The following is a 23256-nucleotide window of genomic DNA, read 5'->3' on the forward strand; positions in this document are numbered from 1 at the left end:
CAAGGGAGCGATAAGGATGAATTTTCTCAAGCAATTGTGGAGCTGGTTTGGTTCCATTGCCATTTCTTTTGTTTTAGTCGTATTTCTTGGCGTTTTTGTGTTCCAATCGACCAAAGTAATGGGTCATTCTATGGACCCTACGCTGCATGACAGTCAACGCGTGTATGTATCAAAGCTTTCTCATACGTTCAATTACGAACCTAATTATGAAGACATCGTCATTATTGATTCTAGAGTTGATTTGAAGCGGACGTTCAAGAACGATCTGCTGGACAGCCCTCTGCTTAGCTTATTTACAAAAGGCGATGACAAACACGTGTGGATCAAACGTGTGATTGGGAAGCCTGGCGATCATTTAGAGATGAAAGACGATAAATTGTACCGGAACGGCCAATTGCTCGAAGAGCCGTACTTGAATGAGGCGATGAGAGCAAACGGGAACAAGGAATGGACGGTTCCGGAAGATCACGTATTCGTGATGGGAGATAACCGAAATAACAGTATGGACAGCCGGGTCATTGGATACGTTCCACTCGATCATGTCTTAGGCAAGAAGCTCTTCTAAAAAAGCGACCCTCTGGGTGAGCATGCGGATGCATGAGCTCATTCCAGAGGGTCGCTTTTTTCAAATCACATCTGTGTATCTAGCAGCAGGCCTCTCATCGGTACCGGCAAGTAGGCTTGGAGTTTGGAACGGTATTGCCCGTAAGGTTTTAGGTCAGAACGGGACATTTGAAACAACGCTTCAGTAGGAACTTGCTGCAACTGTCCAAGATTGTTCGCCAAGGTAGAGGCGAAGTTGGTCAGGCTGTCGAGACTTTTTCGAAAGGAGCCTGACAGGTTGTTGACTTGACCTTGAAGCTCCTGCTCCTGAAACTCAAGGTTGCCATCATCAAGCTTGTTGATGCCGATTTCTTTGAGCGAATACGGCTTAGCGGCTTGTTCTAGCCCGGCAAGAAGGGAACGATTCATGTACGCAGGCGACTCTCGTAAGGAGGTCTGAAGCTCATTATATGTATCTACAAATTCACGGATAGGCTCTAGGATGGTTTCACGATTGTTGTCGCCTGGTCTTGCTTGGACCAAGGATTGTGCGGAGAGCTTGGCATTCTGGGCAGTTTGAACGAATCCAGCTACGTTTTGGGCTGCAGCTTTTGCGATTTTTTGATACGGTGAGCCCTCATATGGCAAATTAAGCTGCTCACGAATCGTGGTAGATTTACCACCTGCGATGCCGCGGATACCGCTAACCCGATAGTAATCCTTATGGATTTGATAGCTATTTACTGCTGTTATCGGAGGATAGGCATAGATCATTTCAATCACCCCTTTTCACATAAGTCTAGTATATCATTCGAAGGTATTGGGGTAAATTGGTACTTGTCAGATGGAAGATGAGCAAGTAGCTGAGTCATTTCCGCCAGGAGCAACATAAGATAGCATTATTGCTTCTTGTGGAGGCGATGCAGCGTGATTCGCAAACGGTTAGCTGCTAACGACGATCGGGCGATTCATCGTTTGATTGTTGAACAGTTAGTGCCTTTTTCCAGACAGTATCAAACAGGCGTTTCAGTTACTTTTTCGGAAATACGCAAGCGGCTGAACCACAACAAAACGTTTGTGGCAGCTAAAGGATATAAACAGCCTTATGGGTTCATTTCGGTTATTCGCAAATCGAACGTGCTGTTCGTCGATATGCTGGCCGTCGATCCTCGAGAGCAGGGAAAGGGACTAGGGAAAGAGCTTATGAAGATGGCTGAGGAGTATGGGAAAAGTGAACGGTGCCGCACGGCAGAGCTTTTCGTCGATGACAGCAATCCCAATGCCATTGGCTTTTACTCCAGCAAAGGGTATGAGATTGATGAATATCTCCCTGAGCTAAGCTGCTTTCGAATGAAAAAGAAGCTTGTTCGGTAATACTAGGGCTGCTGATGAGCGAGTCATCGGCAGCCTTTTTTTCATTCGCTGAACATAGCAGCAACCCGATCGATTGGAATATCGATGGCTTCTGGGCCGTTCGGGCCGGGAGCTGGACCGCCAAAAAGCGGCATTCCAAAAAAGTTTAATCGTTCGAGTTGCGGCTCTGGGCTGTTTGGATCTAAGTTTTCATTTTTTGGCTGGACAGATTTCGCTTTGGCAGTGGTTTTACGTTTCTTCTTGGATGCGGTTGAATTAAGCGTTGGGCGAGCCTCTTCATTAAGAATGAGCGTATTTTTCTCCAAGCGGCTTAAAACTCCAAAGATTTGGGAACCATCATTAAGATAAAGATGAACTGGTTTTCCGCACAGGCTTTTGCAAGCTTTTTCGGTAATCGGATGAATGGGCTGCATAAGACTCTTGGCACCTCCGTATTTGTATGTACTGTAGCCTATTCGGAAGGCCCCATTTCGGTATAGACGAATGTCTAGATCACTATAAGAAATTGTTATAGGGAAAGTTCTCAGAAAAGTTGAATAGCTTGACAATTTTAGGTATGCTAAGCATATTAACTAATCCTAATAGAGAAAGAATGATGCATATATGAGTGGAGCTGTATTTTATATTTTCGGGGCAACCGGTGATTTGGCGAAAAGAAAACTATTTCCAGCTTTTTATAGCTTGTATCGCGAAGGGAAATTAGGAGAAAATTTCGCCGTTGTCGGTCTTGCTCGCAGACCTCGGACGAGTGAACAATTCCGTGATGACGTGAAGCATTCGATCCAAGAATTTGCCCGTTACAAAATTACGGATGATGAGGAATGGACTCGCTTCGCAAGCCGTTTCGAGTACATGTCTTTGGACATTAACAACGTGGCCGGCTTCCACGAATTAAACGTGTTGTCCACAAGACTGGATGAGCAATATCAAACGGGCGGGAACCGCTTGTTCTACCTGGCTTTGGCGCCGGAGCTTTTCGGCAACGTGTCCTACAATCTAAGCGAAGGCGGTTTGCTCAAAACCAAAGGTTGGCACCGTCTTGTGATTGAGAAACCATTCGGCTACGATCTGCCTTCTGCTGAGCGTTTGAACGGTCAACTCCGTCAAGTCTTTGAAGAGAAGGACATTTACCGCATTGACCACTACCTGGGTAAAGAGATGGTTCAAAACATTGAGTTTGTGCGTTTCGCGAACGCCTTCTTCGAGCCGCTATGGAACAATAAATACATAGCAAATATTCAAATTACATTAAGCGAAACAGTTGGTGTTGAAGAGCGTGGCGGATATTACGACCACTCGGGCGCTTTGCGCGATATGGGCCAGAACCATATGCTGCAAATGTTGATGATGATGGCGATGGAGCCGCCTAGCCGCCTGCATCCGGAAGATATTCGCGATGAGAAGGTCAAGGTTCTGCGTTCCTTGCGTCTGTTCGAAGATGGCGATGATGTTCGTGCGAACGTTGTTCGCGGCCAATATTCCAGTGGCTCCAGCAAAGGCAAAACGTTACCGGCTTACCGTGAAGAAGATTCCGTGAACCCGCAATCGACGACGGAAACGTATTTCGCTGCGCGTGTTCATGTCGATAACTTCCGCTGGGCTGGGGTGCCGTTCTACATCCGGACAGGGAAAAGGCTGCCGGTCAAAACAACCGAGGTTGTTGTTGAATTCAAAAACATTCCGAACAACGTCTATTTGGCTAAAAAGCATGACATGGAACCGAATCTGCTTGTTTTCCGCGTTAATCCGATGGAAGGCATTTACTTGAAAATGAATGCCAAGCAGCCAGGATCGGAAGGCGTGATCGTTCCGGTTGCTATGGATTTCTGCCAAAGCTGCCAAATCGGCATTAATACGCCGGAAGCGTATGAGCGTCTGCTGTATGATGCAGCCCGTGGAGACTCTACGTACTTCACGCGTTGGGATGAAGTGGCGCTGGCTTGGTCTTATGTAGACCGCATTGCTGCGGCATGGAACGAGAAAACGGATGATCTGAAGGAATATCCGGCTGGATCTTGGGGACCTGAAGAGGCGACTAGACTGCTGACGGATGACGGCTTTAAGTGGTGGCCGATCAACGGTCAAAATGAAGGCGAAGTCGATTGGGAAACCGTTCAAAAAACAACGGTTTTAACTTAAGTAAGTATGTATAACATCCAATAGGCGACTGACGCCTATTGGATTTTTTATGGTATAATAGATCTTACGGAGTAAATCCTTACTATTATACTTGGGGTGCATTTATGTCACGAAGAGCTTTTATAAGATGGCTGCTTGCAATCGGGGCTGCATTGGTTGGAGTAAGTGCTTTTTTTAGTCAAATGGTAAAAAAAAGGTTTATGGCGGAAGATCAGCCAGTCGTATCATCTGCTTCACCCGAGCCCGCTCAAGCTGTGGCGCAGCCTTCGGCCGAACCGTTGCCGACAGGTCCGCTAATGTCCTATTTTATATTAAGCGATCTTCATGTCACCGTAGGTGATCCGCTAACCGTGAAGAAATTGAGGCAAGCGCTTGATGACATTACACATTTCGACGGTCCCGTTGACGCCATTATGTTAACTGGTGATTTAACCGATACAGGAACGGAACGAGATTATAAGGAGCTGCGTACCATTGTAAGTGAGTATAAACTTCCTCCCGTTCATGCGAATATGGGGAACCACGACTATTACACGATTTGGATCAATAAAGCGAATAGCTGGGATCAAGCGGCCGTTCCGAACGGTAAGAGCGATGAAGTCAGCCGGGAGCAATTCAAAAAGTTTTTTGGCTACAAGACGCTTTATAATGATTTCACGACGAAAGGTCACTCCATTCTGTTGCTTTCCCAAGAAGCCTATGTCCAGGAGAAGCCGGAAGTCGGTGAAGGAGCATGGTATTCCGATGAGCAGTTGGCCTGGTTCAAGGAGCGGGTTAAAGCCCTGTATCAACCGGGCAGACCTTTGTTCGTTATGACACATCAACCGCTGCCGCCGAAGGGGACAGATGGGGGATCTCACCAATTAATCCGCGCAATCCAATTCCGCGAAACGCTGAAGCCCTATAAGAATGTGTTCGTTTTCTGTGGACACCGCCATCAAGATTTCCAGAATGGGACTCCGCATTATGTGCAGGAAACATTCCATTATTTCCACAATGCCTCGGTCGGCAGAACGCTGAACCGTGCGTATCAACAGGAAGCTAAGAATAAATCTCAGGGTATTTATGTCCAAGTATTTGCCGATAAGGTCGTCGTACGTGGAAGAGAGTTCAGCAACCGTACGTTCCTGGATGAAGCGAATTGGAGTATCGATTTGCAGAAAGCCCAAGCTTAATCAATAAGCAACACCTAGCAGTATCCATGTAAAAGAAGAAGGGAATTAAACTAACAAATGACTACGCAACTCACAAAGCTTCTCGAAACGGAAGTCGCTAAGCGGCGCACGTTCGCGATTATTTCTCACCCGGATGCGGGGAAAACAACACTGACCGAGAAACTGCTGTTATTCGGAGGCGCGATTCGCTTAGCCGGAACGGTCAAAGGGCGCAAAGCCAGCAAGCATGCAACGTCGGACTGGATGGAAATTGAAAAGCAACGTGGAATTTCCGTTACATCCAGCGTAATGCAATTCGACTATGAAGGGCACCGGGTTAACATTCTGGATACACCTGGTCACCAAGACTTCAGTGAGGATACGTACCGGACGTTGACAGCAGCGGATAGCGCCGTGATGTTGATTGACGTGGCCAAAGGGGTCGAGACACAGACCAAGAAATTATTCCAGGTTTGCCGGATGCGCGGTATTCCGATCTTTACGTTTATTAACAAATTGGACCGCGAAGGCCGTGATCCATTCGAGCTTCTCGAAGAGCTGGAGGAAGTGCTCGGCATTCGATCCTACCCGATGAACTGGCCGATTGGATCAGGCAAACAGTTCTGCGGCGTGTACGATCGCGGTAAGTCGCAGCTGGAACTATACAATGGCGAGGATCACAAAGATATTGAAGTTCGCAAGGTGGATGGCGTGGAAGATCCGCTGGTCCGCCAAATTGCCGGTGAATTCCTGCATCAGCAGCTGCGCAATGACATTGAACTTCTGGACGTAGCGGGCGATCCTTTCGATATGGAAAAAGTGTTGAAGGGCGAGCTTACTCCTGTTTTCTTCGGAAGTGCCGTGAACAATTTCGGTGTGCAGACGTTCCTAGAGAACTTCCTGCAGCTGGCACCAAAGCCAGAGCCGCGCAACAGTACGGTAGGTGTAATCGAACCTACCAAAGAAAAGTTCTCGGGCTACGTTTTCAAAATTCAAGCGAATATGAACCCGGCTCACCGCGACCGCGTTGCTTTCCTGCGCATTGTGTCCGGCAAATTCGAGCGCGGCATGTCGGTTAAGCATGTCCGTATGGGCAAAGATATCAAGCTGGCTCAACCTCAGCAATTTCTAGCGCAAGACCGCGATATCGTGGAACAGGCATTCCCAGGCGATATCATTGGCTTGTTTGATCCAGGTATTTTCCGAATTGGAGATTCCCTGAGCGAAGGGGAAGCCATTGTTTTCGACGAGCTTCCAACGTTCTCTCCGGAGCTTTTCAGCAAAGTATCTATCAAAAATGCACTGAAGCAAAAGCAGTTCCTCAAGGGCATCGATCAGTTGACGGAAGAAGGCATGATTCAAGTCTTCACGACGATCGGTTTCGAGGATATGATTCTTGGCGTCGTCGGCCAACTACAGTTCGAGGTGCTTGAACACCGGATGAGATCGGAATATGGTGTAGATATTCTGCTGCAGCGTCAGAACTACCAGTTCGCTCGATGGATTATCGATGATAAAATCGATCCGGGCAAGTTCCGTATTAACTCCCAACTTGTTAAGGATAAAAAAGGGAATTACGTCGGGCTGTTCGAGAGCGAATACGCATTAAGATCCTCCATGGAAAAGAACCCGAATGCGAAGTTTTTAACGAGTGCTCCATAAGACTATAAATAACCCGAAGAGGCTGTGCGCCAGAGTAAAATCTGGTGTGCGGTCTCTTCTTTTTTGGTTGCCGATGGACGGTTTGCTTCATACAATAAGTACGGGTTACGAATACAGGGCGCGCAGGAAACCACCTTATATATTTCGATTTCGAAGTGCTCGGCAGAGTTAAGGCCGACTTCTATAGGCTGAAGCAGGAGGAAAGACATGAGAAAAATTTTAAAGAAACGGACGAAGGTTAGATACCCCAGATATGTCATGAGCAAGATTGGCAAAACCAGGGCGGTAGAGGCCACTGCAGCTCTAAGGGAAAATGTGCCGACGACGAAATGGATGACAGCAGAGACACTGAAACAAATGCTGGTTCAGCATAAAATGGTCTATATTAAGCCCAATGTAGGTATGTTCGGAAATGGTGTGATTCGCGTGGAAATGTCAGACGGCGAGGGAGAAATCATGCCGTATTCGTATCAGCTTGGGGTTAATTTGAGAAGATTTAAAACATTTGAAGACATGTATGCCTCCATCAAGAAGAAAACGGGAAAAACACCTTATCTGGTTCAGAAAGGGATCCACCTGCTGAAATATAAAGGGAACCGCTTCGACCTCAGAATTATGGTGCAGCAAACACCTCTGCGCGATTGGGAAACAACCGGCGTCATTGGCAGAGTGGCACATCCGAGTAAAATCGTAACGAATTTTCACAATGGGGGAACGCTGAAGTCGGTGGAAACACTTTTGCACAGCTACTTGCCTGCCGGTGAGCGGGATGACTATGTCAAGAAGCTGCATGTGCTTGGGAAACGCGTCGCTAAAGCAATTAATACGAAATACCGGGGAGTTAAGGAAATCGGCGTTGATGTCGCTCTGGATAAAGACCTGCATCCATGGATTCTAGAGGTCAATACGAGTCCAGATCCTTACATTTTCCGCAGACTGAGGGATAAGCGTATATTTGCGAAAATGCGGAGGTACGCCAAAGCATACGGCCGGTTATGAGATCATAACCGGTCTGTTGTCATATCGATGAAAGCTTTGCTCGATTTCGTAAACGGAAACCGGCGGACTTAAGAGATAACCTTGGATGGTTGTGCAGGTGGTTTCTCGCAATATTTCAAGCTGGCTCAATTCTTCTACACCTTCAGCTACCACTTGCACGTTAAGGGCGTGACCAAGATGAATAATGGCGTTGGTTATCGCTAGATCATCTTTATTGCTATGTATATTTTTAACGAAGGAACGGTCTATTTTCAAACAGTGAATGGGAAAATGCTTCAGATAATTCAGTGAGGAGTAACCGATTCCGAAATCATCGATGGAGATAGAGATTCCTTTGTTGCAGAGCTTCTCTAATACCGCTATCGTATTTTCCATGTTTTGCATAATCGAGCTTTCCGTAATTTCGAACTCCAGATAAGCAGGATTAATGCCGGTCTGTTCAATGATACGAATGGCTTTATCCGAAAAGTTCTCGTCCTGAAACTGGCATGGCGAGATATTGACTGCAACCTGATAGTCTAAAATACCGGCATCGAGCCATCTCATCTTCTGGAGGCAAGCCTCACGGAGCACCCATTCGCCAAGAGGCAGAATCAAACCGCTCTCTTCTGCCAACGGAATGAATTCGTTAGGCGGAATCATGCCGAGCTTGGGATGGTTCCATCGCACCAAAGCTTCCAGACAACTAATTTTGCCAGTAGAGAGTTCAAGGCGTGGCTGGTAGTACAAAATGAGCTGGTTGTCTAAAATAGCCTTGCGCAGCTCGGTTTCCATTTCCATGGAGCTCGTCTGTTGAGGTGAAAGCATGGAATGGTAGGTGACAAGCTTATTTTTGCCGGTTTGTTTGGCGGCCAGAAGTGCTTGGTCAGCTTGCTTCAACGCTTGTTCAGCCGTTGCTGGCGTTAACTCCACGGCACTCATGCCCATACTGACGTTAATGTAACATTCATGTTCTTGAATCATAAACGACTGTTCAAAAAGCTGCTGTACCTGCAAAAGGCTTTGGGACAACTGTTCCTGATGGTGTGCGTGTATAACCAGCGCAAATTCATCATCCCCGGATCGTATGGCGAGACTGCAATTAGGAAGGGAGCGCAGTCGATGAGCGACTTCGGCTAACAGAAGATCACCGGACGCGTAGCCGAGTGAGAAATTGATATGTCGAAACCGGTCAATATCCAAGGTAAGAATAGTTTGAATTTGTGCATCGCGCATAGCTCTGCTATGGCGTTTTACCGCTTTTTTAATCAAAATTAAAAGGTGACTTCGAGTCACTTTTTTCGTACTCCGCCGAGTTGATGAGGCCAAGTGAAGAAGGCGCTGGGCTACATTCATTGTGATCACTCTTCCCACATCATAGTTGTCCATGTAACCTTAATCATAAAACGAAAGACAAGGAATAGGCAATATAATAAATTAGATCATTTTACAGAAATTAGTCGTTTTTTGTTAGTTTTATTCGTTGGAATTTGGTGTTGGTGTCGAAATGTGAGATGAATATTTTTTGGCTGTGACGTATTGACAAAAAGTACCCTTGAATGAGAAAATGTACGCGTGTACATAAACGATTTCAGTAATGAATAATGGAGGCTTCTACATGGTGACTAGAAAAGAGGTTGCTGAACTGGCCGGTGTTTCCGAAGCGACCGTTTCCCGTGTATTCAATGGGCTCGGGCCCATGAAGCCTGCTACCAAGGCGCGTGTTCTGGAAGCGGCTAGCCAGCTGAATTATCATCCGAATGCGATTGCGCAAAGCTTTGCACGAAGACGCAGCGGAAATCTCGGTGTGGTGCTTCCTTATATGCCGAAGGTACATCTGTTCTCAGCGTATTATTTTGCGGAAATTTTAAGCGGGATCGGCGAGCAAGTAAGGGAGCAGGGGTACGACTTGCTTCTATCGTTGCTTAAGCCGGATGAAAGCTTGGACTACGCAAGGCTCTACCGATCGCAGAAAGTGGATGCTTGTGTCATTCTGGGCGCAAGAGATACACCGGACCAGCGAGAATCGCTTCAACAGCTGCAGGAGCAGGGGCACCCCTTCTGTTTGGTGAATCAGCATTTTGAGGGTTTAGCCTTTCACGAAGTGGATGCCGATCATGTCGATGGCAGTTATCAGGCTGTTCGCCATTTGCAGGAGGAGGGCTACAAGAAGATTGCCTTCTTGAACGGCTCGCCGGAGTACTCCAATTCGGGGGACAGACTTCAAGGCTATCTGAAAGCCATGTACGATGCAGGGCTTGAGACGCCACACGAGATGCTGCTTGAAGGCAATTACAGCCGGAAAAGCGGTTATGAAGCAGCGGAGAAGCTATGGGCACAGCGGGAGCAGGTGGAAGCGGTATTTGCCGCCAATGATCGCATGGCTATCGGCCTGATGCAAGGACTCCGGGAAAAAGGTTGGGTGGCAGGTCGCGATTTTGCCGTTGTGGGCTGCGATGACTCCGATGCCGCCAAACTGAGCGACCCACCGCTCAGCAGTATTAATGTGCCATTTTACGAGATGGGAAAAGAAGCGGCACGAGGTGTATTGGCTCGCGTCATGCAGGGAGAAAGTGTGAATTCTCCCAATGTTAAGCTGCCAACTGAGCTCATCATCCGTCAGTCATCTAAGAGCAGTTCGCTTATATAAGGATAGAACGATTAACCACTTAAGGAGGTTTTCAATGTTATGAAATCATTCAATATTGGTATGGTCGGTTATAAGTTTATGGGCAAGGCGCACAGCCATGCTTATAAGGATTTGCACATGTTCTTCCCGCAGACGGCGGTGCCGAACATGAAGCTCATCTGCGGTCGCGATGAGAACGGTGTCAAAACCGCAGCCGAGCAGTTCGGCTGGGATGGTTACGTCACCGACTGGCGCGAGCTGGTCACGCATCCCGAGATCGACATCGTCGATATCAATGCTCCCAGCGACGCGCACAAGGAAATCGCGCTTGCAGCAGCCAAAGCCGGCAAGCACCTGTTCTGTGAGAAGCCGCTGGCGCTGACCCTTGCGGATGCAAGGGAGATGCTGGAGGCGGCTGAAACCGCTGGGGTGAAGCACATGGTCGGCTTCAACTATCGGTTTGCTCCTGCGGTGCAGCTTGCGAAGAAGCTGGTCGAGAGCGGTCGACTTGGCGAGATCTATCACTTCCGCGCCTGGTTCCTGCAGGACTGGATCGTAGATCCGACGTTCCCGCTGGTGTGGCGCTTGCAGAAGGAAATTGCAGGTTCTGGCTCGCATGGCGACTTGGGCGCGCATCTCATCGATCTGGCGCATTTCCTGGTTGGCGATATGACAGAAGTCATCGGTATGAGCGAGACGTTCGTGAAGGAGCGTCCACTGCCGAGCTCCATGACGGGACTTAGCGCCAAAGGCAGCAAGGATGCGCCGCATGGACCGGTCACCGTGGATGACGCGACGCTGTTTATGGCCCGTTTCGCGAACGGGGCGCTGGGCAGCTTCGAGGCAACGCGGTTTGCAGCCGGTCACCGGTGTACGAATTCTTTTGAAATTAACGGTAGTAAAGGCAGTGTGAAGTTTGATTTCGAGCGCTTGAATGAGCTGCAGGTATATTTTACAAGTGATGATGAGGATGTTCAGGGGTTCCGCCGTGTTCTGGCAACGGATGCGCCTCACGCTTATATGGATGCTTGGTGGCCAGCTGGACATACCATTGGGTATGAGCACACGTTCGTGCACGAAGTTGTGGAGCTAATGAATGCGCTTACGGAAGATCGTCAGCCGGTTCCGAATTTTGTGGATGGCGTGAAGTGTCAAGAGGTGCTGGAAGCCGTGGATCAATCCATTGAACAGCGCCGTTGGGTGAAAATTAGCGAGGTTTAAGCGTTCGTAATCAGAAGCGGAGAGGAGCTTGGGCAAAATGAGTAAACAAGCATTGATTGTCTGGGGTGGCTGGGATGGTCATCAACCTGAGGAAGTGGCTGGGATTTTTGCGGGGGTATTGCGCGAAGAAGGTTATGGCGTGGAGGTATCTGATACGCTGGACAGCTTTAAGGATGCGGAACGCTTGAAAAGCATTGATCTTGTTGTGCCCGTATGGACGATGGGGAAAATTGAGAAAGACCAATTGGCGCCTTTACTTGCCGCAGTGAAAGAAGGAGGAACCGGGATTGCTGGCTGCCACGGCGGGATGGGGGATTCCTTCCGGAATGAAGTCGAATACCAATACATGGTCGGCGGTCAATGGGTCGCTCATCCGGGCAATGACGGTGTTACCTACACAGTGCGGATCAAAGATCATCAGCATTCGCTGACAGAGGGAATCAACGATTTCGTTGTCGTCTCTGAAAAATATTACATGCATGTCGATCCTGCTATTCAGGTTCATGCGGTGACAGATTTCGGCGATGTGGAGATGCCGGTGGTTTGGACCAAAACTTATGGCGAAGGCAAAGTGTACTATAACTCGCTTGGCCATCAAGCCAACATCGTACGGATGCCGGAAACACTTGAGCTTATGCGCCGCGGCTTGCTGTGGGCGACACGATAACGAAGAGGAGGAGCGAAAAAGATGAGTAAAAAGAAGGTTGGTATTATTGGTTGCGGGAATATTAGTGCTGCTTATATGAAGAATATTCCTAACTTTGAACATTTGGAGCTGCTCGCTTGCGCGGATATCGATTTGGAGAGAGCGAAGGCGAGGGCGGAGGAGTTTAATATTCCTCACGCGTATTCGGTTCAGGAGCTTTTGAATGATGCGAATATTGACATTGTCATCAATCTGACGATTCCGGCTGCACACGCTGAAGTATGTATTCAGGTATTGGAAGCGGGCAAGCACGTTTATGTGGAAAAGCCGCTAGCGGTTACGCGCGAAGAGGGATTGCGCATTCTGGAGGTAGCTCGCCGTCAAGGATTGTCGGTCGGCAGCGCGCCGGATACATTCCTCGGCGGAGGTATTCAGACATGCGTGAAGCTGATCAATGACGGTTGGATCGGCACGCCAATTGCCGCAACGGCTTTCATGATGGGCAAAGGCCACGAGCATTGGCATCCGGACCCTGAGTTTTATTATGCAAAAGGCGGCGGCCCTATGTTCGATATGGGTCCTTATTATCTTACAGCATTAGTAGCTTTGCTAGGACCTATTCGCCGTGTAACAGGCTCTACAGGCATCAGCTTCCCGGAGCGTACAATTAAGAGCGAGAAAAAACGCGGACAGAAGATCACGGTTGAGACGCCAACGCACATTGCGGGCGTGCTTGATTTCCATAGCGGCGCCATTGCTACGCTGGTTACAAGCTTTGATATTATGGGCGGCACGCAGCTGCCAAACATTGAAATCTATGGCAGCCATGGCTCTTTGCGCGTACCGGATCCTAATACTTTTGGCGGTCAGGTGATGATCCGTAAAAATGGTTCCGACTGGGAGCCGATTCCATTATCACATGGCTACAAAGAAAACAGCCGCGGTTTGGGTGTTGCGGCAATGGCGCAAGCGCTCATCAGCGGTGAGAGTGAAGCGCACCGTGCGAATGGCGAGCTGGCGTACCACGTGCTGGAGGCTATGCATGGCTTCCACGACGCAGCGAGTGAAGGCAAGCACTATGTGATGCAGAGCAGCTGTGAAAGACCGGCACCTTTGTCGCCGAACACTGTGCTGTAGCAATTATTCATTAATCATTATCCTCCTCTTGGATTAGAGGGGGATTTTTTTGTTTATTGTTGGGTAAGTGGACAGATCAGCGTGGACTATTCTTTAAGGCTTCTCTGCTGAAAGAACTGAAAAAACTAACGTTAATGTGAGCTGATCGGTGGCAGGGATTGGAATAGAGGTAGAAACTCAAGCTAAATTGATTGATTTTGAGCGAATCACAGCGGATATGGAGAAATTAGAGGTAGAAAATCCAGTTAATTAGGTGAAGATGGATATATTATGGGAATTAGCAGGAGTAATCGGCTTTACTTAGTGTGAGTAGGTAGAGAAGATCAGGCTGTCGAATACGAATATGCAGCTAAGGGATTGCATGAAGCAGCCCCCTAGCCGATGGTAGGGATTTGAGGTCAAGGGAGATGCCCTTTTAAGGTTTCAACGAGTTCATTTTGGATATTGGCTTCACTATGCTGCCATATGATTTCGAAAAGCACACCTAGCCCGGGCAATACCCTTTCTTCCCCGCCAATCGAATCTTCAATAATTTCTTGAAGTTCGTCATTGGATTTATTTTGGACTCTCTGGACGATGGCCTGTCTTAATGTAATATTCATTCGTTCGTGGACCTCGCTTCCCTTTCGTTATCGATACTAATATGCGCAAGTTGATGGCGGTTCATCCTCCACCTTCGCCTCTTTCCGCGCACAGTGAGTTTACAGATCGCAAGTATGTTATAATTTAAAATCATATTGGGAATTTGGAGGAAACGCCAACCTATGAGAAAACAATTTGCCATTATTGGAATGGGAAGATTCGGATCCAGCATTGCCAGAACGTTGTCACAATTAGGTTTTGAAGTCATGGCCATTGATTCTCGTGAAGAGACTGTGCAAGAGATCTCATCCATCGTCACGCACGCCGTACAAGCGGATTCAACGGATGAAGAAGCGCTCCGGGCTCTGGGAATACGCAATTTTGACGTTGTCGTAGTCGCCATTGGGGAGGATATTCAAGCGAGTATTTTGACCACATTAATTCTCAAAGAAATGGGAATACCTACGGTGGTTGTGAAAGCCGTGAATGACTTGCATGGGAAGGTGCTTAAGAAAATTGGCGCTGACAAGGTTGTTTATCCAGAGAGGGATATGGGACAGCGTGTGGCGCATCACTTGATCTCATCTAATATTGTTGATTACATAGAATTGTCCTCAGACCACAGCATTGTGGAGATTCAAGCCTCACGTCAAATGATTGGCAAAAATCTAAAAGAACTTGATATTAGGGCCAAATACGGCTGCAATGTGATAGCGATTAAACAGAATGACAAGCTGATCATTCCGCCAAGCGCGGAGGAAAAGCTGCGATCTGATGATATTTTGGTTGTCGTTGGAAAAAATTCGGATCTTCAAACGTTTGAAGTGACTTTTGCAGAGTAGGTAGAGGAAATGACACATACGGAAATTATGTCTGTTCAAAACGCCCGCGTGAAAGAATGGGCACAGCTTTTGGAGCGCAAGGGTAGGGACAAGCAAGGGAAGTACATCATAGAGGGTCATCATCTTGTGGAAGAAGCGCTGCGTGCGGGGGCCTCTGTCGAAACCGTTATTTTTAGCCTGGAAAAAGGTTTGCCGGACAGTCTGGCTGCGCTGGCATCGCCAGGTGCGGTAGAATGGGTCGTCGTGAGCCAAGCCGTTCTGGAGAAATGCACGGACACACAGACGCCGCAGGGCGTGCTGGCTATTGTTGCTCGGCCGCAGCTGGGCATGGACGAGCTGCTCGCTGGCGAGCATGATCTTGTTGTGGTCTTGGACGGCGTCCAGGACCCGGGCAACCTCGGCACCATCATCCGCAGCGCGGATGCGGTTGGTGCCAAAGCGGTAGTGCTCGGCCGCGGCACGGTCGATCTGTACAATCCCAAGACGATCCGCTCGACGATGGGATCGATGTATCATCTGCCGATTGTGGAGGCAGATCTGGGTCTCTTGCTGCCGCGCGCGCGTGAGCGCGGCGTGCGGCTCGTGACCACGAGCCTGCAGGCGCAGAGCTCGTGTTACGACACGGACCTGCGGCAGCCGACGTGGCTGATTCTCGGCAACGAGGGCCGGGGCGTGTCGCCGGAGGTTGCTGCGCTGTCGGATGTGCAGGTCATCATCCCGATGCAGGGGAAGGCGGAGTCGCTGAATGTGGCCATGGCGGCTACGGTATTGCTGTTTGAGGCTTCGCGGCAGCGGTTGATGTAGCTCGTGGGCATTCATTGCCACCACAGCAAATAATAAACGATAAGGCACTCTCAGAATTTTGAGGGTGCCTTTTTTTGAGCGGTTCCTCCCTGGCCAACGACGGGAACTACAGGGCGCTATTTCATCGAAATAGGCTCTCTTTCGCATGGAGGGGAACTGTGCGCCGCTATTTGTCCGTTTCCTTAAAGAAAACGGGATGAGGTGGGCAAATAAGGTCCTGTGTGGACTTCTGTCAAGAAAGTAAACACACCATTAAGTGCCGATCACGCGGTTTCTGCAAAGGTCGCTGCAAACTGAACAGGCGAAACATAGCCAAGGGCACTATGAACTCTTTTGCGGTTATAGAAGAACTCAATATACCGAAAAATGGCTTCGTATGCCTGCTGCTTGGTTTTGAATTTCGTGCAATAGATGAGTTCTTTCTTTAAAATGCTGTGGAACGACTCTATGCAGGCGTTGTCGTAGCAGTTTCCTTTGCGGCTCATGCTTGCTTGCATATAGTATGAGGCTAGCTTTTCTCTGTATTCTTTGGAGGCGTATTGTGATCCGCGATCGGAATGATGAATAAGCCCTTTGCCTGGCCTTTTAGCCTGATAAGCGGCTTCTAGAGCGCTCAGAGTGAGCTCTGTTGTCATTCGATCATGAAGCCGCCAGCCTACGATTTCTTTGGTGCACAAGTCCAAAACACTTGCTAGATACAATCGACCTTCTCGACAAGGGATATAGGTAATGTCTGCTACCCAGACCTTCTCCGGTGTATCGGTTGCAAACTTCTGATCAAGTACATTTGGCGCAGTTGGTAGGTTGTGATTGGAATCCGTCGTTTGTACTCTAAACTTGCGAGATACACAGGAACGTAGTCCTAGCTCTTTCATGTAAACACTGACGGTACGCTCTGAGATGGTTAAACCCTCTTTCCACAGCATACGAGTAATTTTGGGGCTGCCATAACGCTCCCCGGAATCATGAAAGTGATAACCAATTCGCTTCAGTACCGCTGCTTTATGCAGTTCTTGCTCGCTGGGTAGCGCCTGTTGCCACTTGTAGAAACCGCTCCTCGATACCTGCATGACCCTGCACATCTTCGCCACCCGAAACTCAGAGCGATGATCTTCGATGAACTGGAACCTTAGTTCCTTTCTTTGCTGAAGATGTGCAGTGCCTTTTTTAGAATGGCCAGTTCCTCCCGGAGATCCTCTTTCTCCCGCTCAGAGGCCTGCAGGCGTTTCTCGATGTCCCGTAGTTTCTCTGGGTTACCTACAGGCTCGTTTTCAAAGGAGCGATATTTTGTCATCCAATTCTTTAATGTTCCGGCTGGAATGTTCATTTCCTCTGCAATCTCCGGCAATGTCTTTGTTTGTTCCTGAACATATTTTACTGCCTGTTTTTTAAATTCTTCATTATATCGTTGGCGTTGCTCTCCCATGGGCGGACACCCTCCTATTCGTTAAGTCTATTATTGGGGTCACTTAACGATGTGTCCACTTCTAATTCTAGCCGCAGTGGTTCCGCTTGAACGTGGAAATAGGCTGAATTTGATTGGATAGCGTCCTGTAGTTCCTCAAGGAATTAAGAACGCACAAAAGGCGTTTGCTCCTGCAGCTTTTGTATGAACATTTGAACAGCCATTGACGGAGAAGTATCTTTATTTTGAATAAACCAGAAATCACGTTCTGTTAGCTTGGGGGTGAGAGGGATAGCCTTAATCTCTCCAGCTTCTAACTCTTTGCGAACAATCCAGCGTGACAGAATAGAGATTCCCAAGCCAGCGGCAACGGCTTCTTTAACTCCTTGGCTGCTGGTAAAAACATACGACCGTTTAACGCGCAAGTCGTTCGTATGGATGAACTTATCGCTATAAGACCGAGTACCGGAGCCATGTTCCCTGAGAACCCAGGTGCAGTCATGGAGCATATCCGGTTTCAAGGTCTTTTTGGCGCATAATGGATGATCCGGAGATGCAATGAGAAGCATTTCATCTTTCATATAAGTTGTAAGTTGAATCCCGTTCTGTGACACTTTTCCCTCAACTAAACCTAGATCAAGTTTGTTTGCTTTCAGCGCTAAGGCAATCTCTTCTGTATTTGCAATAGTCAAAGACAAATCGACTTCTGGAAACTGATTTGCAAAATCCGCAAGCAACCGCGGCAGAATATATTCACCGATTGTAAAACTAGCCCCAATTTGAATAGATCCTGTTACTTTTTGATGGAGTAAATGGATGTCTTGTTTTCCTTGCTCGTAAAGGGAAAGTATTTGCTTAGCCTGCCGATATAAAATCTCTCCTGCATCTGTAAGAACAACATGCTTTGGCGAACGATGCATCAGCTTAGCATTGAATTCGTTTTCCAGGTTGCGAATTTGTAATGAGACAGCTGGCTGGGACAAGTTTAACAATTCTCCTGCTCTAGAGAAGTTATTTTGCTCTGCTACCGTAACAAACACGCGAAGTGCATCAACAATCATTTCCATACCCCCTAGAACTATATTGTACAAATTCTTAGGAGGAGCTACAACTTAATCATAAGTTTTTCTCATGATAAAGATTGAATATTGATATTTCACTTATTATTCAAGTGGCTTTATAGTGAAGGAAGTAAAGGACAACAAAGTTTAACTTGAAGGAGAGGGTGAGGATGATGGAAGTCTTATATGCCTTACCAATGAAGCAAAAGGGGCAAGAGTTCGTGCAAGGAATTAGCATAACTTTTGTTCTTGCAGTCGTTGCAAAGTATCTAGGGAGCTTTCCGTTTCTCAGTATTATGGGCCAACTTGTGATAGCGATCCTGCTTGGCATGCTTTACAGGGGGGTTATTGGGGTCCCACAGCAAGCCATAAAAGGGATCTCTTTCTCAAGCAAAACGCTTTTACGCTACGGCATTATCTTGTTGGGGATGAGATTGAACTTGGTCGATATCGTTCACGCTGGTCCTAAAGTTTTGGCTATTGCAATTATTAATATCGTTTTTACGATTTTTGTTGTTTATGGTATAGCAAAGTTGTTTAAGGTAGAAAACCGCTTAGGCATCTTAACAGCCTGTGGCACCGCGATTTGCGGGGCTGCTGCAGTTGTAGCGATATCACCGCAAATTAAGGCGAATGATAATGAGACAGCTATTGGAGCCGCGACTGTTGCAATTCTGGGCACCATTTTCACACTTCTCTATACGATTCTATATCCGGTCCTAGGCTTAACAGCAAAAGGATATGGTATCTTCTCTGGGGCTACCCTTCACGAAATTGCACATGTCATCGCGGCGGCAGCTCCCGGAGGTAAAGATGCTGTCGATCTGGCTGTAATTGTGAAATTAACACGAGTTGCTCTATTGGTACCAGTGGCCATCGTGCTTGGCGTCTGGACGAACCGCACTGAGCGTAAGAAAAATACAGTCGTCCAAAAAGCAAACTGGAGATCCATTCCGATTCCATGGTTTATTCTAGGTTTCCTTGTTATGAGTGGAATAAACACTTTGGGCATCGTGCCAACTGGTTTTACCAACCAAATCATCCTTCTTGCCTATTTCCTGATAGCGATGGCTATGGCTGGTCTTGGGCTTAATGTTGATTTGGCCACGTTCCGACGCTTGGGAATGAAGTCGTTTGCTGCAGGTTTTATAGGGTCGGTATTACTTTCAATTCTAGGCTATCTGCTTATTGATCTGTTTGGATTAAAGTAACAAGCAAACATAAGAAGAGAACGATTATATTAAAGATTCATTTTCACTCTAAAAGTCCTATAAAAGTTACGAATGTCCTGAGCCAGAAGCTCGGGTTCTTCCATAGCGGTAAAATGCCCGCCACGGGGCAGCGAAGCCCAGTGAATGACATTTAGGTTGCGTGCTGCCCATTCTTTGGGTGGTAGCAAAATATCGGAAGGGAACAATGCGATGCCTGTCGGTACCTCTATATAGCCCAATGGTGGTAAAGAATGTGAATTTTCATAATACATCTGTGCTGACGAACCGATCGTGTTCGTAACCCAATACAACATAATATGAGTGATGAGTTCATCCTCATTGAATTTCTGCTGTAGGTTACCATTGCAATCGCTCCATGCACGATATTTTTCAATGATCCAGCCAGCCAAGCCTACCGGTGAATCGGTTAGCCCATAAGCAAGGCTCTGTGGTCTTGTTGATTGAAGGGACATATAGCCACCTTCCTGAGTAATCCATTCCGAGGCGTTTTTCTTGTATTGCAGCTCTTCTTCCGTAATGTTCGTCTGATCAGATGAAGTTATGAGGCTCTTTATAATGCCAATATCGGTTAAGTGGATGCCGTATAACAGTTCAGGATGGTTTGATGCCAGATATCTTGTAACTCCTGACCCAATATCCCCACCTGTGGCAGCAAATTTTTGGTACCCTAATTCTTCTGTCATTAGCTTAGCCCACATTTCTGAGACGCGAAAACTGTTGACGCCAGCATGTTTAGGGTGACTAGAGAATCCAAACCCAGGTAATGAAGGGACAATCACGTCAAAAGAATCCTCAGGGTTACCGCCGTAGCTGGCAGGATCGGTGAGAAGAGGAATGATCTTTTGATAACGAAGGTAACTGTCGGGCCATCCGTGGGTAAGAATAATGGGCATTGGATTCGGTCCTTTACCACGTTCATGTACGAAGTGCACGTCTATGCCGTCGATATTGCAGCAAAACTGGGTCAAGCGGTTCAAATTGGCTTCTTGCGCGCGCCAGTCATAATGTTCTTTCCAATAAGTAATGAGCGACTTTAAATAACTTAAATCTGTGCCTCGTTCCCACCCCGCGTTTTCTAATTGATCTGGCCAACGAGTGTGATGCAGTCTGTATTTTAGATCGTCAAGGATTTCGTCAGAGACATGAATATGAAAACGTTCAATAGCCATTGTGGTTTTTCCCTCCTTTTGTTGGTACAATCGCTATTATATCTCTCACTTTTGTCTGGTACACTGCCATTAATGAAGTATTTAACTATAATATTTGATAGGTGATGGCTATGCCACAAATAGATCGACATAAAAACCGAACCGTGAATATTGAATTTGCCGCAGTGGAGGATTTCAGCATGCTTCCTAATCCTGAACGTCTTACTCTGATTCTCATTACCTCAGGAAGTATGAGTGGGACATTAAATGAACGGCCAATTTCGATTGCCGCTCCTGGTGTTCTTTGCTTAGCTGAAACAGATGATATGAAAGTCACGGAGAAACAAAACATTGCTGCACAATCCTTTCATTTTCATCCCGAATTTCTGAACACCACAGTTCTTTCCGATACAGAGGGCTATTTTCCGACGGGGCCGCGAATACAAACAGGTCATTCACTTTTTCAAAGAGATGATCCATATACAACAGTACCCCGCATCACCGAGAAGGCGTTTCCTCTTTTATTTGAATGGTTTTTTATACTGGGTATGGAAGTGCAGGCGCAAAGTGATTCACGTTGGGTATGTAGAGTAAAAAGATACCTCATTCAAATATTGGGTTTGCTGGAGGATTTAAATCGAAATCGAGAACAATCACCTGTTGATTCCGTGTTAGAATATATAGAAATGAACTATTCCAGAAAGATTTCTCTGGAAGATCTGACGAATTGCGCTCTTTTAAACCGTGTGACCCTGAATAGAATGTTTCAGGAAAGGTGCGGAAATACAGCTATGGGTTACTTGCTGTCACATCGTTTGAAAGTTGCATGTGAGCTTTTAACTCATACAGGTATGAAGCTTGATGAAATAGCACGCGCTACAGGATTTGAGTATGACACATACTTTATCAAGCAATTCACGGCTAAAAAAGGCATCTCACCTACAAAATATAGAAATACTACTCGCAAGTTCGCCACAGTCCAATAGAATTCATATATGATTTGCAGAACTTACAAACAAAAAGCCGCATAGCTGCGGCTTTTTTTGTTTCGATATCGGGGGCAATGCGCGCCGCGACGTCCAGTGCTTCTGCACAAGTTGAAGCCGCGTATAGATGCTGAAACCCTTCCCTGCGCAGCACCATTTGGAGCATCGTAACGATGGAGGGTTCGTCGTCTACAATTGCGATTTTAATATCATATAGATTCATTGTTTCCCCCTTTTTTTCATAGTAGCATATTCACATGAACAGAACCTAAACGGCTGAGTGAAAAATTAAGGCAGTATTCATCGATTTATTTAGACTTCGTTTAAGTACGTTGGTAAGATAGAAATAAGGATTCATGTAAATTTTTAATTAGATGTTTGAGTATTCACTCGGGTGGTTATTAGGAATAAATCCTGTTAAGAAAAACTTAAGAATTAGTTCACAATAACTTTAATAAACTTCATTATGATGGGACTAATCTTAGATGTTTTTCACAAACCAATTATCAGGCAGTGTAGACTAACTCACTGGAGGAAATGCGAATTGACGACAAAATTACCTCGGATTCTAGTACTTACTGCGAGTTATGGCGCGGGGCACGAACTAGCCGCATACGCGATTAAAGAGTATTGTCGCCGATATGGCCTTGCCCAAGTGCAAATCATTGATTTGATGAAAGAAGCTCATCCAGTCCTGAATAAAATATCCACCTCTGTTTATATGAGCAGTTTTCATGCTGCGAGATTTGGTATCCATTATTATGGTTGGAGCTATTATTTGACTCAAAAAAACAATGCGTATAGTCCTGTTCTTGCTGGTTTGAATCGGTTAGGAACCAAACAATTGTTTGAGATTATTCAAAGAGAACAACCAGATGGTGTTATCAATACATTTCCGTATGGAGCTTCTCCCATTGTAAGCAAGTTTTTCGATATTCCAACGTTCACGATAATGACGGATTATGTTATTCACGCAAGATGGCTTCATCCTGCAATTGATAAATACTATGTGGCAAGTGAAGATTTGAAAGCTAATATGATCGAGAATGGCATCAATGAAAAGGGCGTAGAAGTAACGGGAATACCCATTCGAGATGCTTTTGAAAATAATAACTATCCGAATGAGAATAATAACAATACAATGATACTTATTATAGTTGGTGCATATAGTCAATTAGACCTTACCGCTAAAATGATAAAAAGTCTTGATGTTATAAGGGATTGTTCGATTACTGTGGTATGTGGCCGAAATGCTAAGTTGAATCAACACCTGACAAAGCAATTTCAAAATAATAGCAGAGTCACAATTCTGGGTTTCGTCGAGCGGATGGATGAACTCATGGCTTCAGCCACATGTATCATTAGTAAAGCAGGAGGATTAACATTAGCTGAATCTCTGGCTCTAAAAGTTCCGCTTTTTATCTATCGGCCGTTCGCTGGTCAAGAAAAAGATAATGCCACGTATTTTTCTGAAAAAGGTATTGCATTTATCAGCTATTCTATGAGTGATCTGGTCAACCAAATTCGTCAATTTATAGATAATGATATTTGCGTTTCTCTAGTAAAAAACAAAATGGAATTCTTACATCATAGAAAAGCAGCAGAACGGATCGTTACAGACGTTCTTAGTACGATTTTTGGACGCAGGAGGGAACAAGCGATATTGAATTCACCCATGATTTAAACAATCCTCTCTAGAAAGAATGTGATTGG

24 protein-coding genes are annotated in these 23256 nt (G+C 46.5%); 15 read left to right on the forward strand and 9 right to left on the reverse strand.

What is annotated here, in order from left to right:
- The first annotated feature begins 16 nt into the window (after positions 1-16).
- Positions 17-565 carry a signal peptidase I gene (lepB, locus tag ACKTT9_RS06145; protein WP_127453163.1) on the forward strand — a complete coding sequence of 183 codons (549 nt, stop codon included), beginning with the start codon at positions 17-19 and terminating at the stop codon, positions 563-565.
- Positions 566-630: 65 nt separating this feature from the next.
- On the opposite strand, the gene ACKTT9_RS06150 is transcribed toward lepB, so the two are convergent.
- On the reverse strand, positions 631-1317 hold the full coding sequence (locus tag ACKTT9_RS06150) for a hypothetical protein (RefSeq protein ID WP_407870879.1): 687 nt from the start codon (positions 1315-1317) through the stop codon (positions 631-633).
- Between the two features lie 153 nt (positions 1318-1470).
- Between ACKTT9_RS06150 and ACKTT9_RS06155 the strand changes: the two genes are divergently transcribed.
- Positions 1471-1917: a GNAT family N-acetyltransferase gene (locus ACKTT9_RS06155; RefSeq protein ID WP_407870880.1), complete on the forward strand. Its 447-nt coding sequence runs from the start codon at positions 1471-1473 to the stop codon at positions 1915-1917.
- Positions 1918-1958: 41 nt separating this feature from the next.
- Here the strand turns inward: ACKTT9_RS06155 and ACKTT9_RS06160 are convergent, their stop codons facing one another.
- Entirely contained in the window at positions 1959-2330 is a 372-nt protein-coding gene (locus ACKTT9_RS06160) for a hypothetical protein (RefSeq protein ID WP_407870881.1), read from the reverse strand.
- Between the two features lie 190 nt (positions 2331-2520).
- On the opposite strand from ACKTT9_RS06160, the gene zwf reads away from it, so the two are divergent.
- The 4 genes from zwf to ACKTT9_RS06180 all read left to right on the forward strand — a co-directional run bounded on the left by zwf (position 2521) and on the right by ACKTT9_RS06180 (position 7871).
- The gene (zwf, locus tag ACKTT9_RS06165; protein ID WP_407870882.1) at positions 2521-4056 is read left to right on the forward strand and encodes a glucose-6-phosphate dehydrogenase; all 1536 of its coding nucleotides are present in this window, start codon (positions 2521-2523) and stop codon (positions 4054-4056) included.
- Between the two features lie 104 nt (positions 4057-4160).
- The gene (locus ACKTT9_RS06170) at positions 4161-5231 is read left to right on the forward strand and encodes a metallophosphoesterase family protein (RefSeq protein WP_407870883.1); all 1071 of its coding nucleotides are present in this window, start codon (positions 4161-4163) and stop codon (positions 5229-5231) included.
- A 57-nt stretch (positions 5232-5288) separates the two neighbouring features.
- Entirely contained in the window at positions 5289-6872 is a 1584-nt protein-coding gene (locus tag ACKTT9_RS06175; protein ID WP_157319721.1) for a peptide chain release factor 3, read from the forward strand.
- A gap of 207 nt (positions 6873-7079) precedes the next feature.
- A complete protein-coding gene (locus ACKTT9_RS06180) occupies positions 7080-7871 on the forward strand; it encodes a YheC/YheD family protein (RefSeq protein ID WP_407870884.1) in 792 nt (263 codons plus the stop codon).
- On the opposite strand, the gene ACKTT9_RS06185 is transcribed toward ACKTT9_RS06180, so the two are convergent.
- Positions 7866-9146, reverse strand: coding sequence for a putative bifunctional diguanylate cyclase/phosphodiesterase (locus ACKTT9_RS06185; protein WP_407870885.1), 1281 nt, complete (start codon positions 9144-9146; stop codon positions 7866-7868). The genes ACKTT9_RS06180 and ACKTT9_RS06185 overlap by 6 nt on opposite strands.
- A 322-nt stretch (positions 9147-9468) precedes the next feature.
- Between ACKTT9_RS06185 and ACKTT9_RS06190 the strand changes: the two genes are divergently transcribed.
- Genes ACKTT9_RS06190 through ACKTT9_RS06205 form a run of 4 tightly spaced genes read left to right on the forward strand, consistent with a single transcriptional unit; the run spans position 9469 to position 13483 of the window.
- A complete protein-coding gene (locus ACKTT9_RS06190) occupies positions 9469-10500 on the forward strand; it encodes a LacI family DNA-binding transcriptional regulator (protein ID WP_407870886.1) in 1032 nt (343 codons plus the stop codon).
- A 39-nt stretch (positions 10501-10539) separates the two neighbouring features.
- On the forward strand, positions 10540-11700 hold the full coding sequence (locus ACKTT9_RS06195; protein WP_407870887.1) for a Gfo/Idh/MocA family protein: 1161 nt from the start codon (positions 10540-10542) through the stop codon (positions 11698-11700).
- A 37-nt stretch (positions 11701-11737) separates the two neighbouring features.
- Positions 11738-12367: a ThuA domain-containing protein gene (locus ACKTT9_RS06200; RefSeq protein ID WP_407870888.1), complete on the forward strand. Its 630-nt coding sequence runs from the start codon at positions 11738-11740 to the stop codon at positions 12365-12367.
- 21 nt (positions 12368-12388) lie between these two features.
- Positions 12389-13483 (forward strand): Gfo/Idh/MocA family protein, encoded by a 1095-nt coding sequence (locus tag ACKTT9_RS06205; protein ID WP_407870889.1) that lies wholly within the window; start codon positions 12389-12391, stop codon positions 13481-13483.
- A 398-nt stretch (positions 13484-13881) separates the two neighbouring features.
- Here the strand turns inward: ACKTT9_RS06205 and sspI are convergent, their stop codons facing one another.
- Positions 13882-14085, reverse strand: a complete 204-nt coding sequence (sspI, locus tag ACKTT9_RS06210) for a small acid-soluble spore protein SspI (RefSeq protein ID WP_127453137.1) — start codon at positions 14083-14085, stop codon at positions 13882-13884.
- A gap of 162 nt (positions 14086-14247) precedes the next feature.
- Between sspI and ACKTT9_RS06215 the strand changes: the two genes are divergently transcribed.
- Both ACKTT9_RS06215 and ACKTT9_RS06220 read left to right on the forward strand, forming a co-directional pair.
- The gene (locus ACKTT9_RS06215) at positions 14248-14907 is read left to right on the forward strand and encodes a potassium channel family protein (RefSeq protein ID WP_407870890.1); all 660 of its coding nucleotides are present in this window, start codon (positions 14248-14250) and stop codon (positions 14905-14907) included.
- A 9-nt stretch (positions 14908-14916) separates the two neighbouring features.
- Positions 14917-15711 carry a TrmH family RNA methyltransferase gene (locus ACKTT9_RS06220; protein WP_407870891.1) on the forward strand — a complete coding sequence of 265 codons (795 nt, stop codon included), beginning with the start codon at positions 14917-14919 and terminating at the stop codon, positions 15709-15711.
- 263 nt (positions 15712-15974) lie between these two features.
- Here the strand turns inward: ACKTT9_RS06220 and ACKTT9_RS06225 are convergent, their stop codons facing one another.
- From ACKTT9_RS06225 to ACKTT9_RS06235, 3 genes are all read right to left on the reverse strand, one after another.
- On the reverse strand, positions 15975-16829 hold the full coding sequence (locus ACKTT9_RS06225; protein WP_407872978.1) for an IS3 family transposase: 855 nt from the start codon (positions 16827-16829) through the stop codon (positions 15975-15977).
- An 11-nt stretch (positions 16830-16840) separates the two neighbouring features.
- Entirely contained in the window at positions 16841-17137 is a 297-nt protein-coding gene (locus ACKTT9_RS06230; protein WP_407867563.1) for a transposase, read from the reverse strand.
- Positions 17138-17280: 143 nt separating this feature from the next.
- Positions 17281-18177, reverse strand: coding sequence for a LysR family transcriptional regulator (locus tag ACKTT9_RS06235; RefSeq protein WP_407870892.1), 897 nt, complete (start codon positions 18175-18177; stop codon positions 17281-17283).
- Positions 18178-18350: 173 nt separating this feature from the next.
- On the opposite strand from ACKTT9_RS06235, the gene ACKTT9_RS06240 reads away from it, so the two are divergent.
- Positions 18351-19388, forward strand: a complete 1038-nt coding sequence (locus ACKTT9_RS06240; protein WP_407872979.1) for a YeiH family protein — start codon at positions 18351-18353, stop codon at positions 19386-19388.
- A 29-nt stretch (positions 19389-19417) separates the two neighbouring features.
- On the opposite strand, the gene ACKTT9_RS06245 is transcribed toward ACKTT9_RS06240, so the two are convergent.
- Positions 19418-20578 (reverse strand): epoxide hydrolase family protein, encoded by a 1161-nt coding sequence (locus ACKTT9_RS06245; RefSeq protein WP_407870893.1) that lies wholly within the window; start codon positions 20576-20578, stop codon positions 19418-19420.
- 110 nt (positions 20579-20688) lie between these two features.
- Here ACKTT9_RS06245 and ACKTT9_RS06250 point away from each other — a divergent pair, with 110 nt between their 5' ends.
- The gene (locus ACKTT9_RS06250) at positions 20689-21543 is read left to right on the forward strand and encodes a helix-turn-helix domain-containing protein (protein ID WP_407870894.1); all 855 of its coding nucleotides are present in this window, start codon (positions 20689-20691) and stop codon (positions 21541-21543) included.
- Here ACKTT9_RS06250 and ACKTT9_RS06255 read toward each other — a convergent pair.
- A complete protein-coding gene (locus ACKTT9_RS06255; protein ID WP_407870895.1) occupies positions 21515-21766 on the reverse strand; it encodes a hypothetical protein in 252 nt (83 codons plus the stop codon). The two genes, ACKTT9_RS06250 and ACKTT9_RS06255, sit on opposite strands and share 29 nt — an antisense overlap.
- A gap of 321 nt (positions 21767-22087) precedes the next feature.
- On the opposite strand from ACKTT9_RS06255, the gene ACKTT9_RS06260 reads away from it, so the two are divergent.
- On the forward strand, positions 22088-23227 hold the full coding sequence (locus ACKTT9_RS06260) for an MGDG synthase family glycosyltransferase (RefSeq protein ID WP_407870896.1): 1140 nt from the start codon (positions 22088-22090) through the stop codon (positions 23225-23227).
- The last annotated feature ends 29 nt before the right edge of the window (positions 23228-23256 follow it).

This window comes from Paenibacillus sp. P36 (assembly GCF_045866505.1).
GTDB lineage: Bacteria > Bacillota > Bacilli > Paenibacillales > NBRC-103111 > Paenibacillus_E > Paenibacillus_E chondroitinus.